This is a genomic window from Streptomyces aurantiacus JA 4570 (assembly GCF_000414115.1).
Taxonomy (GTDB): Bacteria; Actinomycetota; Actinomycetes; order Streptomycetales; family Streptomycetaceae; genus Streptomyces; species Streptomyces aurantiacus_A.
On record NZ_AOPZ01000257.1, the window covers coordinates 1 to 15,682 of the forward strand.

The following is a 15,682-nucleotide window of genomic DNA, read 5'->3' on the forward strand; positions in this document are numbered from 1 at the left end:
CCCGCCCAGCGCGCCGCCGACGACGCCCGCCGCACCGCGCGTGCCCTGCGCGCGGAGCGCGCCGAGATCGCGGGCGCCCCCGAAGACGTACCCCTGGACCAGGACGCCCCGAAGACCTCGCTGCCCGCCCTGCGCGAGGCATACCGCGCGGCATCGCAGCTCTACGAGAAGGTCGGAGTCGGCGCCGACCTGCGCGCCGAACAGGCCCGCGCCGAGAGCGACGAGAGCGCCGCCCTGGCCGAGCTCGACCGGCTCAGCAACAAGGTGCGCACCCGCGCCGCCCAGCTCCTCGAAGGCACCGACGGCGCCGACGGGCCCTCCCGGCAGGCCGCCGCCGCCCGCGCGGAGGCCCAGGTCCAGCTCATCGAGACCCGCGCCTCCACCGCCAGCGAACAGCTCGGCCGGCTGCGCGGCGAGGCGGAACGGCACGCCCCCGAAGACGGCGACGCGCACACCGAGCTCCCCGAGGACCTGGTGCCCGCCGACGCAGAGCAGGCCCAGGCGCTCCTGCGCACCGCCACGGGCGAACTGGCCGCCCACACGGAGGCGTTGAGCCGCGCCAAGGAGGCGCACGCGGCGCTGCTGCACACCCACCGCGCCACGGAGGAGGCGGGCGGCGGCTTCGACGAGACGGCGGCGCTCCTGCGCGACCTGCTGCGCGAGCACCACGACACCGAGGACGACGAGCAGCCCGAGCCCTACCCCGGCACCCTGGAGGAGGCCCGGCAGGCCGCCGCCGAGACCCGCCGCTCCCTGCGCGGCTGCGCCGCCGACCTGTCCGCCGCCGAGTCGGCCGTCCGCGAGGCGAGCGACATCCTGGTCCGGCACGCCAACTCCACCCGGTACGAACAGGTCCGCACCCCCGCCCGCCAGCAGATCCGCGAACTGCCCGCCTCCGCCCTGCCCGAGCACGCCAAGAAGTGGGCCGACGCCTTCGCGCCCCGGCTGCGCGTGCTCACCGACGAACTGGAGCAGCTGGAGCGCAACCGCGACAGCATCGTCGACCGGCTGCGCGGCCTGGTCGAGTCGGCGCTCGCCACGCTCCGTTCCGCCCAGCGGCTCTCCCGGCTGCCCGAGGGCCTGGGGGAGTGGTCCGGCCAGGAGTTCCTGCGCGTCCGCTTCGAAGAGCCCGACCAGGCCACGCTCACCGAACGCCTCGGCGAGGTCATCGACGAGGCCACGCGCGCGGCCGTGAAGAAGAACTCCGACCTGCGAAGGGACGGAATGTCCCTGCTGCTCAGAGGAGTTCAGGCCGCCCTGGAGCCGCGTGGCGTCGCTGTGGAGATCCTCAAGCCGGACGCCGTGCTGCGCGCCGAGCGCGTGCCGGTCGGGCAGATGGGCGACGTGTTCTCCGGAGGCCAGCTCCTGACCGCCGCCATCGCCCTGTACTGCACGATGGCCGCCCTGCGCTCCAACGACCGCGGCCGCGACAAGCACCGGCACGCGGGCACGCTGTTCCTCGACAACCCCATCGGCCGCGCCAACGCGACGTACCTCCTGGAACTCCAGCGCGCCGTGTCGGACGCCCTCGGCGTCCAGCTCCTGTACACCACCGGCCTGTTCGACACGACGGCGCTCGCGGAGTTCCCGCTGGTCATCCGGCTGCGCAACGACGCGGACCTGCGCGCGGGCCTGAAGTACATCAGCGTCGAGGAGCACTTGCGGCCGGGCCTGCCGCAGGAGCAGCAGGCCCCGGCCGGGGAGACGGTGCACGGCGAGATCACCGCGACAAGGATGTTCAAGAAGCCAGTCGCCGGGTGAGCCACTCGTGGAAGATCCCGATGTGGTGCTCGGTCGGCACCAGTACGCCGCCGCCCCGGTAGGCACGTGAGCGCATCGCGGGCTGCGTGCGCTCGCAGGCCGCGAAGTCCTGCTCGTTGACCCGGTGGAACAGCTCGACCGACTTCGACAGATCGGCTCCGGAGGCGACGACGTCGGGTGCGTACAGCCAGTCGCACTCGACGACCGTGCGGTCCACGGCCAGCGGGAACATCCGGTGCAGGATCACGTGGTCGGGCACCAGGTTCACGAAGACGGCCGGCTTCACGGTGATCGCGTAGTAGCGGCGGTCCTGGTCGTCGGCCACCTCCGGCAGGCGCCCGAACCCCGCGCTGCCGTCGACAGTGAAGCCGTGCACGTCCTCTCCGAAGGCGGCACCGTGTCCTACGTAGTACTGCGCCGCGAAGCCGTCGGCGAACTCCGGCAGGACATCGGTCAGCTCGGGGTGGATGGTCGCGCAGTGGTAGCACTCCATGAAGTTCTCGACGATCAGCTTCCAGTTGGCGCGCACGTCGTAGCGGACGCGGTGACCGAGTGCCAGGTCCTGTGTGCGGTAGCGCTCGATGGACGCGGGATCGCCGAGGCGCTCCACGGCCTCACCGATCACCGTCTCCTCGAAGGACGGCGGTTGCTCGGCCAGGCACACCCAGGCATAGCCGAGCCACTCCCGCAGACCGACCTCGACGAGGCCGTACGCGGCACGGTCGACGTCCGGCATCCGCGTCAGGTTGGGGGCCGCGATCAGCCGGCCGTCCAGGCCGTACGTCCAGGCGTGGTACGGGCACTGGAGGCTGCGGCGGACCTCTCCCGCCTCGTCGGCGCACAGGCGGGCGCCCCGGTGGCGGCAGACGTTGAGGAAGGCGCGCAGGCCGCCGTCGCGGGCGCGGGTGATCAGGACGCTCTCGCGGCCGATCTGGACGGTGCGGTACGCGCCCGGCTTGCCGAGGTCGGCGGCGCGCACGGCACAGCACCACAGGGACTCGAAGAGGCGCTCCTGCTCCTGGCGGAAGACGTCGGGGTCGGTGTAGTAGTGGCCGGGTAGCGTCGCGATGAGGCTCGCGGAGACCTCTGTCGTCACGTCCGTACTCCTCAGACGGGCGCCGCGGCGGGCGCGGGATCGAGCGGGCCGGTGATCCGGCGGGGGTCGAACAGGCCGATGGGATGCCCGGTGGTGCCGTCGAGGGCCAGGTCGGCGAGGATCTCGCCCACCACCGGCACGAACTTGAAGCCGTGCCCGGAGAAGCCGCAGGCCACCGTCACCGACTCCGGGTGCGCCGGATGGCGCGTGATGACGAAGTGCTCGTCGGGTGTCGTCGTGTACATGCAGGTCGCGGCCTTGAGCAGACGCCCGGGCAGCAGCGGGATGTGCCGCGCCATGTGCTCGGCCATCGCCGCGACCTCGTGCGGATGGACCGTGCGGTCGATGGTCTCCGGAGTACACACACTGCCGTTGCGGAAGAAGGCGACCTTCACGCCGAGGTCAGGGCCGTCGATCGAGGGGAAGCCATAGACCTGGACGCCCGCCTCGTCCTCCCACACGTAGATCGGATGGTGCTCGGGGAGGAAGGGGCCGACGCCACCCGTCGGCTGGAACCAGTACATGATCTGCCGCTCGATGGTGAACGGAACCCCGAGGTCCGCGAGCAGCCGCGGCGCCCAGGCACCCGGGCAGATCACCAACTGACCCGCGGTGTAGGTGTCTTCGGCCGTATGCACCCGCACCCCGCCGCCGTACGGCTCCCAGCGCGTCACCGGCTCCTCGAAGTGCAGGTCGGCGCCCTGGCGGGTGGCGAGTTGCAGATGTGCGGCGACCGTGTGCTCCGGGCGGACGAGCCCCGCGCGCTCCTCGTACAGCGCCACCTCGCCGTCGCGCGGCGTGAGCGTCGGGAAGCGGCGGCGGATCTCCCGGGAGTCGAGCATCTCGTGCGGCAGGCCCCAGGTCTCGGCCGAGAGCCGCGCCCCGGAGACCACCCGCCCGTCCGGCCTGCCGACCATCACACCGCCGCACAGAGTGGCGATCTCACGGCCGGTGTCCTGTTCCAGCTTCTCGTAGAGCTCGTACGCGCGCAGCAGCAGCGGTACGTACGCGGGGTCCTCGAAGTACGACTGCCGCGTGACGCGGGAGCCGCCGTGACTGGAGCCGCGCTGGTGCACCGGGCCGAACTTCTCCAGGCCGAGGACGCGGGCCCCGCGCGCGGACAGATGGTGGGCGGCGGCGCTGCCCATGCCGCCCAGGCCGATCACGATCACGTCGTAGCTGGGGGTGGTGGGGGACACGGCGGGTCACCTCCGGATTCGGGTCATCTCGGGGTCGAAGAGCGGCTCGTCGGCCACGGTCGCGGAGACCCGCTCGCCGAAGTACTCGATGTGCACGCCGGTGCCCGTGGTGAGCGGCGGCAGCCAGGCGTAGGCGACGCAGCGGCCCAGCGTGTAGCCGTACGCGGCGCTGGTGACGTAGCCGGCGGGCGCGCCGCCGGTCTCCCCGCCGACGTACACGGGTTCCTTGCCGAGGACGACGGCGGCCGGGTCGTCAAGGAGGAGCGCGGTGAGTCTGCGCGTGAGCGGGCCACGGCGCGCGAGCGCCTCGCGTCCCACGAAGTCGTCCTTGTCCATGCGGACGGCGAAGCCGACACCCGCTTCGTACGGGTCGTGCTCAGCCGTCATGTCCTGGCCCCAGGCGCGATAGCCCTTCTCCAGGCGCAGGCTGTTGAAGGCACTGCGCCCGGCGGCGATCACACCGAGCTCCCGGCCCGCCTCCCACAGCGTGTCCCACAGACGGAGTCCCAGGTCGGCGCTGGTGTACAACTCCCAGCCCAGCTCGCCGACATAGCTCAGGCGCAGCGCCGTCACCGGCACATGCCCCAGATGCGTGCGGCGTGCCTTGAAGTAGCCGAAGGCCGCGTGCGAGAAGTCGTCGCGGGTCAGCGGCTGTACGAGCGCGCGGGCCAGCGGCCCCCACACGCCGACGCAGCACGTCCCTTGGGTGATCTCCCTGATGTGGACGTCGTCGGGCGCGTGCGACTGTAGCCAGGAGAGATCGGCGGGGGAGTTGGCGCCGACCTGGAATTGGGCGGGGGCGAGCCGTGCCACGGTCAGGTCGGAGCGGACGCCGCCCGCCTCGTCCAGAAGGAGGGTGTAGGTGACCGAACCAGGCTTCTTGCGAAGGTTGTTGGTGGTCATGCGCTGAAGGAAGCCGAGGGCTCCGGGCCCTGTGACCTCCAGGCGGCGCAGCGGCGTCATGTCGTAGAGCGCGACCCGCTCGCGGGTGGCCCGCGCCTCGGCGGCGGCGATGGGCGACCAGTACCGACTCGACCAGGCGTCCCGCGCGGGCACGTCCACGTCGGCAGCCAGCGCGGCGTTGGCCTCGAACCAGTGGGGCCGCTCCCAGCCGCCGCCCTCCAGGAAGACCGCGCCCAGCTCCCGCTGGCGTGCGTAGAAGGGGCTGACCCGCAGGGGGCGCGGCTCGTCCATGGGCTGGTGCGGGTGGATGACGTCGTAGACCTCGACGAACTGCTGGGCGCCGCGGTCGGCGATGTACGCGGGGGAGCGCTGGGCTTCCTCGAAGCGGGTGAGGTCGCAGTCGTGTACGTCGACGGTGGGCCGGCCGTCGACCATCCACTCGGCGACGGCCTTCGCCACGCCCGCGGAGTGCGTGACCCAGACGGCCTCGGCGAGCCAGAACCCGTGCAGCGCGGGGGATTCGCCCAGCAGCGGCATGCCGTCCGGGGTGAAGGAGAACACGCCGTTGAAGCCCTCTTCGACGGCCGACTCCTTGAGCGCGGGCAGCAGTCCGCAGCAGTCCTGCCAGCTCGGCGCGAAGTCCTCCTCGGTGAACGGGTACGACGACGGCATGGCCAGACCGCCGGCGGTCGCCTCGTCGTACGCGGGCACGGCGAACGGGTCGACGGGCAGCGGCCGGTGGGCGTACGAGCCGATGCCGACGCGGTCGGTGTGCTCGCGGAAGTACAGGTCCCGGTCCTGGAAGCGGAGGATGGGCCGGGATGCCTCGGTGCGCGGGTCGTTCACACCGGCGAGCTCGGGCAGCGGGAGCGTCCGCGCGTACTGGTGGGCGAGCGGCTGCAGGGGGACGTCGACGCCCGCCATCCGCCCGATCACCGGGCCCCAGAAGCCCGCCGCCGACACGACGTGGTCGGCGGGGAAGGTGCCGCGGTCGGTGACGACGCCGGTGACGCGGCCCTCCGCGCGCTCGATGCCGGTGACCGTGTGCCGGTCCAGGAAGCGGGCGCCGCGGCCGGTGGCACGGTCGATCTGCGCGCGGCAGGCGAGGACGGCGCGGGCCAGGCCGTCGTCGGGCGTGTGGAGGCCACCGAGCACCTGGCCGGTGTCGAGCAGCGGCCACAGCTCCTTGCAGCGCGCGGCGCCCACCAGCTCGGCGCGGATGCCCCAGGACGCCGCGAGGCCCGCCTTGCGGTGCAGGTCGGCCCAGCGCTCCTGCGTGGTGGCCAGCTCCAGGCCGCCCACCGGGTTGAAGCAGGAGAGCCCGTCCACGGTGAGCGCGCCGAACTTCCTCACGGTGTACGCGGCGAACTCGCTCAGCGTCCTGGAGGGGCTGGTCTGGAACACGAGCCCGGGCGCGTGCGAGGTGGAGCCGCCAGGGGCGTGCAGCGGGCCCTGTTCGAGGACGGTGACATCGGTCCAGCCGCGGGCGGTCAGCTCGTCGGCGAGGGAGCAGCCGACGATTCCGGCACCGATGACGACGACGCGCGGGGCGGCCGGGACGGCCGGGGTGCCGCCGACGCCGGGGGAGTGCGGGTCGCGCGCGTCGGCGGCGTGCGGCTCGTGTCGTACGCCGGTCACAGGACCACCACCGATCGCAGCACCTCGCCGCGCTGCATCCTGGCGAACGCCTCCTCGACCTCGGCGAGGGCGATCTTCTCCGTCACGAAGGCGCCGAGGTCGAGCCTGCGGCTGAGGTACTGGTCGACGAGCAGCGGAAAGTCCCGCGTGGGCAGACAGTCGCCGTACCACGAGGACTTGAGCGCGCCGCCGCGCGAGAACAGGTCGATCAGCGGCAGCTCGACGGCCATCGCCGGATCGGGCACACCGACCTGGACGAGTACGCCGGCGTGGTCCCGCATGTAGAAGGCTTGCTTGTACGTCTCCGGGACGCCGACCGCGTCGATGGCGACGTCGACGCCGAAACCGCCGGTGAGCCCGCGCACCGCCTCGACGGGGTCGGTGCCGCGGGAGTTGACGGTATGGGTGGCCCCGAAGCGGGTGGCGCCGTCGAGCTTCTTGTCGTCGATGTCGACGGCGATCACGCGCCGGGCCCCGGCGAGCGAGGCCCCGGCGATCGCGGCACAGCCCACGCCGCCGCAACCGATGACGGCGACGGTGTCGCCGCGGCCCACGTTCCCGGTGTTCACCGCCGCCCCGTATCCGGCCATCACGCCGCAGCCGATCAGGCCGGCGGCCTCCGGCCGGGCCGCCGGGTCGACCTTCACGGCCTGGCCCGCGGCGACGAGTGTCTTCTCGGCGAAGGCGCCGATGCCGAGGGCGGCGCTGAGCGGGGTGCCGTCGAGGAGCGTCATGGGCTGCGCCGCGTTGCGGGAGTCGAAGCAGTACCAGGGACGGCCCCGCAGACAGGAGCGGCACGTTCCGCAGGGGGCGCGCCAGGCGATGACCACGTAGTCGCCTGGCGCCAGGCCGCCCACGTCGGTGCCGACCGCCTCGACGGTGCCGGCGGCCTCGTGCCCGAGCAGGAACGGGAAGTCGTCGGAGACAGCGCCTTCCCGGTAGTGCAGATCGGTGTGGCAGACCCCGCTGGCCTGCACGGTGACAAGTACCTCTCCCGGTCCGGGATCCGGCACGACGATCGTCTGCACCTCGACGGGTGCGCCCTTCTTCGCGGCGACGACGCCACGGACCTCGTGTGGCACGGCCAGGCTCCTCGACTGTGAGTCGTTGTTGCGTACTCCACGATCGGTTGCGCTATGAGAGACATCGTGAGAGCGGCATCAAGGAGCCGTCAAGGGGCGGGAGTGAACGCTTGGCAAATCGCTGCGGGCGGCGCGGAAGAGCCCGGAACACGACAGAGCGCGGGGCCGGGAAGGTCCGGCTCCGCGCTCTCGGGGCTCAGGGCCCGGGGCGCTTGCGGGCAGGGGCGGCGGGGCCGTGGGCCCCGCCCTCGTCAGAAGCCGTAGCCCATCCGGCGCGACAGCTCCACCGCCGCCGCGACCGTGCGTTTGGCCAGCTCGGTGAGCCGGTCCTCGGTCAGCCGGTACACCGGACCGGAGGCGCTGAGCGCGCCGATGACCTTGCCGTCGTGCGCGCGCACCGGCGCCGCCACGGCGGCCAGGCCCACCTCCAGCTCCTCCACGGCGATCGCGTAGCCCTGCTCGACGACGGTCTCCAGGTCGCGGCGGAGCGCCACCGTCCCGGTCACCGTGTGTTCGGTGATGCGCGGCAGGGTGCGGGCGACCAGGCCCTCGCGCAGGGTCGTCGGGAGGTGGGCGAGGAGCACCTTCCCGCTGGAGGTGGCGTGCAGCGGGGTGCGCCGGCCCAGCCAGTTCTGCGCGGTCACGGACGCCGGTCCGCGGGCCTGCATGATGTTGACCGCGGCGTCGTCGTCGAGGACGGCGATGTTGACCGTCTCGCCCAGCTCGTCCGCGAGCTCGCGGCAGACCGGCCCGCCCTCCTGGGAGATGTCCATCCGCACGGCCGCGGCCCCGGCGAGGCGCAGCACGCCCGCCCCGAGGAAGTACTTGCCGCGGTCCTTCGCCTGCCCGACGAGCCCGCGGTTTTCGAGCACGCCGAGCAGCCGGAACGCCGTCGACTTGTGCACCCCCAGCTCGTCGGCGATCTCGGTGACCCCGGCCTCGCCGTGCCGGGCGAGGATCTCGAGGACGCTCACCGCGCGGTCCACGGACTGCACGGAACCGGCGGGCGCCTTGCCCTGCGGCTCGCGCGGCTTCGCGGGCTGCTCCGGGAGTGCTTCACCGCGCTGCCCATGGGGCGTTCCCTGGTGCGGCTCCTCGTTCTGGCCAGGCTCTTTCCGCGTGCGGGTCATATCTCAACTCTCACCACTCGGCGGCCGCTTCAAGCCGCGTCCCAGGGAGCCCCTTGACGCGATGGGCATCCCACCGGATTCTGTTGCGCATAGCGCTCTCTGGTGCGCCATATGAAACTCCACGTTACCGAAGAGTCCCTGGCCGAAACGGCCCCTACCGGGCCGGCCACCCAGAGGAGGGCCCGTGATTCCCGTCTGCCGCCTCGAAGACCTCCCTGCGGGCGAGTCCGTCCGTCTCGATACCACGCCGCCCGTCGCGGTGTTCAACGCCGACGGCGCGCTGTACGCCGTCGACGACACCTGCAGCCACCAGGACGCCTCCCTCTCGGAGGGCTGGCTCGAAGGCTGCCTGGTCGAATGTCCGCTGCACGCCGCGTCGTTCGACCTCCGCACGGGACAGCCGACCTGCCTGCCCGCCCGCCGTCCGGTGCGCACCCATCGCGTGAGCGTGGTCGACGGAACGATCCATGTCCACCTGACGGACCCGGTGGCCGTGCCGGTCCCGGCCTCCGCCGCCGCTTCCGCCTCCGTGCCGGCGGGCGTCTCCGCCCAGGTCCCAGTCGGCGTTTCGATCGCCGGCTCCGGGCGGAACCCGCTCACCGGTGAGGGCTCCGCCGCATGAACACCGTCACCGTGGTGGGCGCCTCCCTCGCCGGTCTGTACGCCGCGCGCGAGCTGCGTGCCCAGGGCTTCGACGGGCGTCTCGTGATCGTCGGCGCCGAGCCCCACCTGCCGTACGACCGGCCTCCGCTGTCCAAGGACTTCCTCACCTCCAACGATTCCCGCACCGGCCTCGGTGATCCCTGCACCGGTGCCGCTGATCCCCGCACCGGCACCCCCGCCGAAGACACGCTCGCCCTCACCGACTCCCTTGCCCTCACCGACTCCGAGGAGATCGGTGAGCTGGCCGCCGAGTGGCTGCTCGGCGTCCACGCGACCGGTCTCGACCAGCGCGGCCGCGCCGTCCTCCTCGACGACGGCCGGGCCGTCGTCACCGACGGTGTCGTCGTCGCGACCGGTGCGTCGGCCCGCCGTCTGCCGGGCCCCTGGCCCGCGGGCGTCCACACCCTGCGCACCCTCGACGACGCCCGTGTTCTCCGCGCCGACCTGGCCCACGGCCCACGGCGCGTCGTGGTCATCGGCGGCGGCTTCATCGGCGCGGAGACGGCGTCGTCGTGCGTCGCCCTCGGCCACGACGTGACCGTCGTCGAGGCCGCACCTCTGCCGCTGCTACCCCAACTCGGCCCGGACATGGCCGCGTTCTGCGCCGACCTGCACCGGCGGGGCGGCGCCCGGCTGCTCACCGGAACGGGCGTGGCATGCCTTCACCGCATGGCCTCCGCCGACACGGCAGTCGCCGGGGGCCCGGACGGCCCCGGCGCGGGCGACCCAGGCATGGGTGGCCCCGGCCCGGGCGACCCAGGCCCGGATGACCCCGGCCCGCACCGCTCCGGCCGCGTCACCGCCGTCGAACTGTCCGACGGCCGTCTCCTGCCCGCCGACGTGGTCGTCGTCGGCATTGGCGCCACGCCCAACACCGCCTGGCTCGCGGGCACGTCGCTCGCCGTACGCGACGGCGTCCTGTGCGACGACGGCTGCGTCACCTCTCTTCCGCACGTGGTCGCTGTGGGGGATGTCGCCCGCGTGGGCGGCGTCCGCGCCGAGCACTGGACGAGCGCGACGGAGCAACCCCGTGTCGCCGTACGGAACTTGCTCGCCGCTCACACCGTGGAGGCCGTCACCGCGCAGCCGTATTTCTGGTCCGACCAGTACGGATCCCGCATCCAGTTCGCCGGGCACCGCCCCGTCGACGCCGCCGTACGCATCGCGGAAGGCAGTCCGGACGACGGCAGCTTCCTGGCCGTGTACGAACACGGCGGCCGCGTGACTGCCGCCCTGGCCGTCAACTGCCCCCGTCCCTTCATGAAGTTGCGAAGGGAACTACGAGCGCGACAAGTGGCCGCGGTCTGAATCCGGCCGAGGTCCGAAGCGGCCGAGGTCCGAAGCGGCCGAGGCCGAAGCGGCCGAGGTCCGAAGCGGCCGAGGTCCGAAGGCCGGGGCGTCGGGCGCGAGGTCCGAGTCAGGAGTGCGACAACTGTCCTGCCCCGCCCCGGTTCCGTATGCCCTCCTTGGCGCGGGCGGCCACCCGCGCGTCGCGACGGGCCTTGCGTCGCTCGCGCCGCAGCCGGCGTGCCGTGCTGCTCGGCACCGACACCACGCCGTTGCGCTGGTTCCAGACCTGGCGGGTCACCCACACGTCGCACACCGCCCAGGTGGCGACGATCGTGCCGGCCACGCTGCTCAGCACCATGGGGAAGGCCAGCCAGGACTCGGCCATCGCGCAGAAGAACGCCGTCATCGCCTGGATGAGCGTCAACGACACGATCAGCACCGCACGGACGGCCGCCGTGCGCACGGGATCCGGCAACCGCCGCCGGGTGGCGGGCTCCTCCACCCACAAGGGCCGCCGCTCCATGCCCTCGTCAGCGTCCAGGGCCTCGGCGTCCAGGAACTCGTCGTCCGGGACCTCGACGTAACCCCGCTGCCCACCTCGCCGCCCCGCCGCTTTGGGGCGGTCCCCGCCGCCAGGCGTCGTGGCCGGCTTGCGCCGCTCCCGGGTCTCGTCGGCCCGGCCGGACGTACGCCGTTGTGGAGCCTTGTCCAACTCCCGGTCCTCTCGCGCCACATCGGCGCTCGCGAGCCTCCCTGAGGCCCCGCCCCCTGAGGCCCCGCCCCCAAGGGTCCTGCTCCCGGACGCCCCATGTCCGGACGCCGTATTCCCGGAAGCCCGGTGGCGCTCTGTCGTGCCCATCAACTCGTCACTCCCCCCGCTGCCTTGCCCGTGCCGCTGTTCTGCCCCTGCCTCGCGGCCGGTCCATCGAGAGCTCTCATGTCCGACTCTCCACTTGCTGCCCGTTTTACGCTGCTTTACGCCGCGCCCGCCAGGGCCTCTGCCACGTCTTACCGGCGACTCTCGTGCCGTCGGGCCACCGTGCGCGCCGTCGGGCCCCCGTGCCGCTCCGTCCCCGCCCGCACCGTCCCTCGTACTGATCGACGAATGAGCGCCGCGGAAGATTCCCGCCCCGGGAGGAGAGATCGGCTTTCGGCCCGAACGGTTCCACCCGACGAACACTTCAGGCCAACTGGGCCCGGTGGCACCGGTGATGAAGCCGTCTGGCATGTGCCGCATGCGGGAGGCAATCTCCCCCAATGGGCGGACAACTAAGGACGCAGCTTTCGCGTCACGGCCGAAAAGCGTCCGGACGTGCCTTCGAGTTGCACGTGTGTCAGTAGTAGGCTCGCGCCGTTTGTTGACGCACATGTGTGCCCCAGGCCATTGCGCGGCTGTGAGGGGCCCGATCTGGGGGAGGCCATGCGCTTTCGCGGGAAGTCCATCCGCCGGAAGATCGTGGCACTGCTGCTCGTGCCGCTCGTGTCCCTCACGGCGATCTGGGGCTTCGCCACCTTCCTCACCGGGCGCGAGGCGAACAAGCTGATCGACACCGCCCACATCATCGACGACCTGGCCATACCCATCCAGGACACCGCCCAAGTGGTCCAGGAGGAGCGGCGCCAGACCCTCGTCTACCTGGCGGACCCCCGCGCCTCGGACGCCCTCGCCGCGCTGCGCCGCAGCCGTGTGGCCACCGACAAACATGTGGCCGACGTCGAGTCCAGGGCGAAGAGCTCCGACTCCCGCGATGCCCTCGACGGACGGTCCGAGGAGCGCCTGAACGTCGCCCTCGACGCCTTCAAAGGGCTCGACGCGCTGCGCCGCACGGTCGAGGAAGGCACGATCAGCCGCGACAAGGCGCTGAAGATGTACACGCGCCTGACCGACCCCTGCTTCGGCTTCCTGATGACGCTCAACGCCCTCGACGACGTGGGTGTCACGGCGGAGGGACGCGCGCTCGTCGGTGTCGGCCAGGCTCGCGAACTGCTGTCCCGCGAGGACGCGTTGATCGGATCCGCGCTGGTCGCGGGCACCGTCACCAAGGGGGAGATCCGACAGGTCTCCGACCTCGTGGCGCAGCGCACCATGCTGCTCGACAACAGCCTGGCCCAGCTCCCCGGCAACGAGCGCGCCCGCTACGAACGCTTCTGGAACGGCGCCGAGACGAGCCGGCTGCGCGACGCCGAGAAGTCCCTGATGGAGTCCGGCGCCGCGCGCGGGATCACCTCCGGCGACTGGAACCGCGAGACGGACAAGGTCCTCACGAGCCTCTCCGACCGCAACGAGGACGCCGTCGAGCGCCTGCGCGACCGGGCCCGCCCGGAGGCCGTCGGCGTCATCGTGCAGCTCGCCGTCGCCGGTGTGCTCGGCCTGCTCGCCGTCCTCGTCTCCCTCTTCCTCTCCGTACGCATCGGACGCAGCCTCATCCGCGACCTGCGCCGACTGCGCCTGGAGGCCCACGAGGCATCCGGCGTGCGGCTGCCCGGGCTGCTGCGCCGCCTCGCGTCCGGCGAGCAGGTCGACGTGGAGACCGAGGCGCCGCGCCTGTCCTACGACAAGGACGAGATCGGCCAGGTCGGTCAGGCCCTCAACACCCTGCAGCGCGCCGCCGTCGAGGCCACCGTCAAACAGGCCGACCTGCGCCGCGGCGTCTCCGAAGTGTTCGTCAACCTCGCTCGCCGGAGCCAGGTGCTGCTGCACAAGCAGCTCACACTGCTCGACACCATGGAGCGCAGGACCGAGGACACCGACGAACTCGCCGACCTGTTCCGCCTGGACCACCTGACCACCCGCATGCGGCGGCACGCCGAAGGTCTCGTGATCCTCTCCGGTGCCGCTCCCTCACGGCAGTGGCGCAAGCCCGTCCAGCTCATGGACGTCGTCCGCGCCGCCGTCGCCGAGGTGGAGGACTACGAACGCATCGAGGTGCGCCGCCTGCCGCGCATCGCCGTCACCGGTCCCGCGGTCGCCGACATCACGCACCTGCTGGCCGAACTCCTGGAGAACGCCACCGTGTTCTCGCCGCCGCACACCGCGGTGCAGGTCCTCGGGGAGCACGTCGCCAACGGCTTCACCCTGGAGATCCACGACCGCGGCCTCGGCATGGCCTCCGAAGCCCTCCTCGACGCCAACCTCCGCCTCGCCGAGACCCCCGAGTTCGAGCTGTCCGACACCGACCGCCTCGGCCTCTTCGTGGTCAGCCGCCTCGCCCAGCGCCAGCGCGTCCGGGTGTCGCTGCAGCCCTCCCCGTACGGCGGCACAACCGCTGTCGTGTTCCTACCGGAGTCGCTGCTCACCGACGACGTGCCCGACACCGGAGGCGTCGGTTTCCGGCTCGACCGGCCGCAGCCGCAGAAGTCCGTGACCGGCCCCGCCGCCGACGACCGCGCCGCGGCTCTCGCGCAGGTGCCCGTCGAACTGCCCGGCCTTCCGGCGTCCCTCCTGGACGGACCCGTCGAGCTGGAGGCGCCGGTCGGCATGGCCGGGCTCGACGGCTTTCCGGGCGCCCTGGAGGACGAGGACAGCGAGCGCGGCGGACTGTTCCGCCCGCGTCGCCGCGCCCCGGAGACGGCCGGTCGCCGCGCCCCGGAAACCGCCGGTCGCCGCACCCCGGAGACCTCCGGAGAGCAGCACCAGCAGGCCCGCGACGCGCGCGAGTCCGACGTCGACGAGCCGGCTCGCGCCGCCGACTCCGCCGGCCACGACGCCCTGCACCCCGAAGAGCCCGTGGACGACGGGCTCGCCCCCGGCGGCACCATGCCCCTGGCCCGCCGCCGCGCGCCGAAGCTGGTCTCCTCGCACGGCCGCCGCGTGGGCCCCACGCGCTCCCGCGACACGGACGCGGCCGACGAAGCCGACCAGGCGAGCGACGACACCCCCGCACGCCGCGGCCACAACGGTGCCGGGCGCCCCGGCCGGGGTCCCGCGCGGGATGCCGTCGACCCCTCCGGAGACGCCGGTCTCGATCTGCCGCGCCGCCCCCGGCCGGACGCGGGCTGGCCCGACCTGACCCCGCCGCGTCCCCTGAGCACGGACGGCCCGGCCGGGGCGCAGCCGCTCCTGCCCCGGCGCCGCCCGATGCCGGACGCGCCGCGTGCCACCACCCGCACGGAGACAGCGCCCGGTGCGGACCGGGCGGCAAGGACGGACAGAGGACCCATGGACCGGGCCGCAGGCAGCACGCAGACGCCGCCCCGCACGGCGGCCGAGGACCCGGCCGCGCCCGCCGCGGGCGGGCTGCCCCGCAGGGTCCGGCAGGCGAGTCTCGCCCCGCAGCTGAAGGACAGCCCGGACCGCCGTACGCAGCTCGACGCGGCCCCCGCCGGGCCCGGAGCGGAGGAGCGCGACGCCGACGAGGTACGCAGCCGGATGGCCTCGCTCCAGCGCGGCTGGCAGCGCGGCCGCGAAGAGAACGCCTCGGGCGACGACGTCCCGGACGGCGCAGCACCAGGAACGACATCTGAGGGGGACGGTCGATGACCGCACCGAAGGCCGACGCACGCACCACCGCGACCGGGGGATCGGGAGAGCTGAACTGGCTCCTCGACGACTTGGTGGAGCGTGTCGCCAGCATCCGCAAAGCGCTCGTGCTCTCCGGAGACGGTCTGCCCACGGGCGTGTCGAAGAATCTGACCCGCGAGGACAGTGAGCATCTCGCCGCCGTCGCGTCCGGATTCCACAGCCTCGCCAAGGGCGTCGGGCGTCACTTCGACGCGGGCAAGGTCCGCCAGACGGTCGTCGAGCTGGACGACGCCTTCCTCTTCGTCACGGCCGCGGGCGACGGGAGCTGCCTCGCCGTCCTCGCGGACGCGGACTCCGATGTCGGTCTGGTCGCGTACGAGATGACGCTGCTGGTCAAGAGGGTGGGAGTGCATCTGGGTTCGGCGCCACGCACCGACCTGCCCACGGGAGGGTAGTGG

Annotated in this window: 10 protein-coding genes and 1 pseudogene; 5 read left to right on the forward strand and 6 right to left on the reverse strand. The window is 72.8% G+C overall.

Annotation, left to right across the window (positions count from 1 at the left end; translation table 11 throughout):
- Window positions 1–1,761: coiled-coil domain-containing protein (locus STRAU_RS23815; protein ID WP_037661490.1), on the forward strand; the 1,761-nt coding region annotated here is incomplete at its 5' end.
- On the opposite strand, the gene STRAU_RS23820 is transcribed toward STRAU_RS23815, so the two are convergent.
- The 5 genes from STRAU_RS23820 to STRAU_RS23840 all read right to left on the reverse strand — a co-directional run bounded on the left by STRAU_RS23820 (window position 1,739) and on the right by STRAU_RS23840 (window position 8,674).
- Complete coding sequence (locus tag STRAU_RS23820) at window positions 1,739–2,857, reverse strand: aromatic ring-hydroxylating oxygenase subunit alpha (RefSeq protein WP_016642940.1); 1,119 nt, start codon at window positions 2,855–2,857, stop codon at window positions 1,739–1,741. The genes STRAU_RS23815 and STRAU_RS23820 overlap by 23 nt on opposite strands.
- Before the next feature lie 11 nt (window positions 2,858–2,868).
- Window positions 2,869–4,056, reverse strand: a complete 1,188-nt coding sequence (gene solA, locus STRAU_RS23825) for an N-methyl-L-tryptophan oxidase (RefSeq protein ID WP_016642941.1) — start codon at window positions 4,054–4,056, stop codon at window positions 2,869–2,871.
- 6 nt (window positions 4,057–4,062) lie between these two features.
- Window positions 4,063–6,492 (reverse strand): GcvT family protein, encoded by a 2,430-nt coding sequence (locus STRAU_RS23830; protein WP_052029209.1) that lies wholly within the window; start codon window positions 6,490–6,492, stop codon window positions 4,063–4,065.
- Between the two features lie 101 nt (window positions 6,493–6,593).
- Window positions 6,594–7,679 carry an S-(hydroxymethyl)mycothiol dehydrogenase gene (locus tag STRAU_RS23835; protein ID WP_016642943.1) on the reverse strand — a complete coding sequence of 362 codons (1,086 nt, stop codon included), beginning with the start codon at window positions 7,677–7,679 and terminating at the stop codon, window positions 6,594–6,596.
- Between the two features lie 251 nt (window positions 7,680–7,930).
- On the reverse strand, window positions 7,931–8,674 hold the full coding sequence (locus tag STRAU_RS23840; RefSeq protein WP_016642944.1) for an IclR family transcriptional regulator: 744 nt from the start codon (window positions 8,672–8,674) through the stop codon (window positions 7,931–7,933).
- A gap of 319 nt (window positions 8,675–8,993) precedes the next feature.
- On the opposite strand from STRAU_RS23840, the pseudogene STRAU_RS23845 reads away from it, so the two are divergent.
- Together STRAU_RS23845 and STRAU_RS23850 are read left to right on the forward strand one after the other, a co-directional pair.
- Window positions 8,994–9,287, forward strand: a pseudogene (locus STRAU_RS23845) (bifunctional 3-phenylpropionate/cinnamic acid dioxygenase ferredoxin subunit); the annotation flags it as partial.
- A gap of 140 nt (window positions 9,288–9,427) precedes the next feature.
- Window positions 9,428–10,780, forward strand: a complete 1,353-nt coding sequence (locus STRAU_RS23850) for an NAD(P)/FAD-dependent oxidoreductase (protein ID WP_016642946.1) — start codon at window positions 9,428–9,430, stop codon at window positions 10,778–10,780.
- 109 nt (window positions 10,781–10,889) lie between these two features.
- Here the strand turns inward: STRAU_RS23850 and STRAU_RS23855 are convergent, their stop codons facing one another.
- Window positions 10,890–11,474 carry a hypothetical protein gene (locus STRAU_RS23855; RefSeq protein WP_052029207.1) on the reverse strand — a complete coding sequence of 195 codons (585 nt, stop codon included), beginning with the start codon at window positions 11,472–11,474 and terminating at the stop codon, window positions 10,890–10,892.
- Window positions 11,475–12,182: 708 nt separating this feature from the next.
- Here STRAU_RS23855 and STRAU_RS23860 point away from each other — a divergent pair.
- Complete coding sequence (locus STRAU_RS23860; protein ID WP_016642948.1) at window positions 12,183–15,242, forward strand: nitrate- and nitrite sensing domain-containing protein; 3,060 nt, start codon at window positions 12,183–12,185, stop codon at window positions 15,240–15,242.
- Window positions 15,239–15,679: a roadblock/LC7 domain-containing protein gene (locus STRAU_RS23865; RefSeq protein ID WP_016642949.1), complete on the forward strand. Its 441-nt coding sequence runs from the start codon at window positions 15,239–15,241 to the stop codon at window positions 15,677–15,679. The genes STRAU_RS23860 and STRAU_RS23865 overlap by 4 nt, the downstream gene beginning before the upstream one ends.
- The last annotated feature ends 3 nt before the right edge of the window (window positions 15,680–15,682 follow it).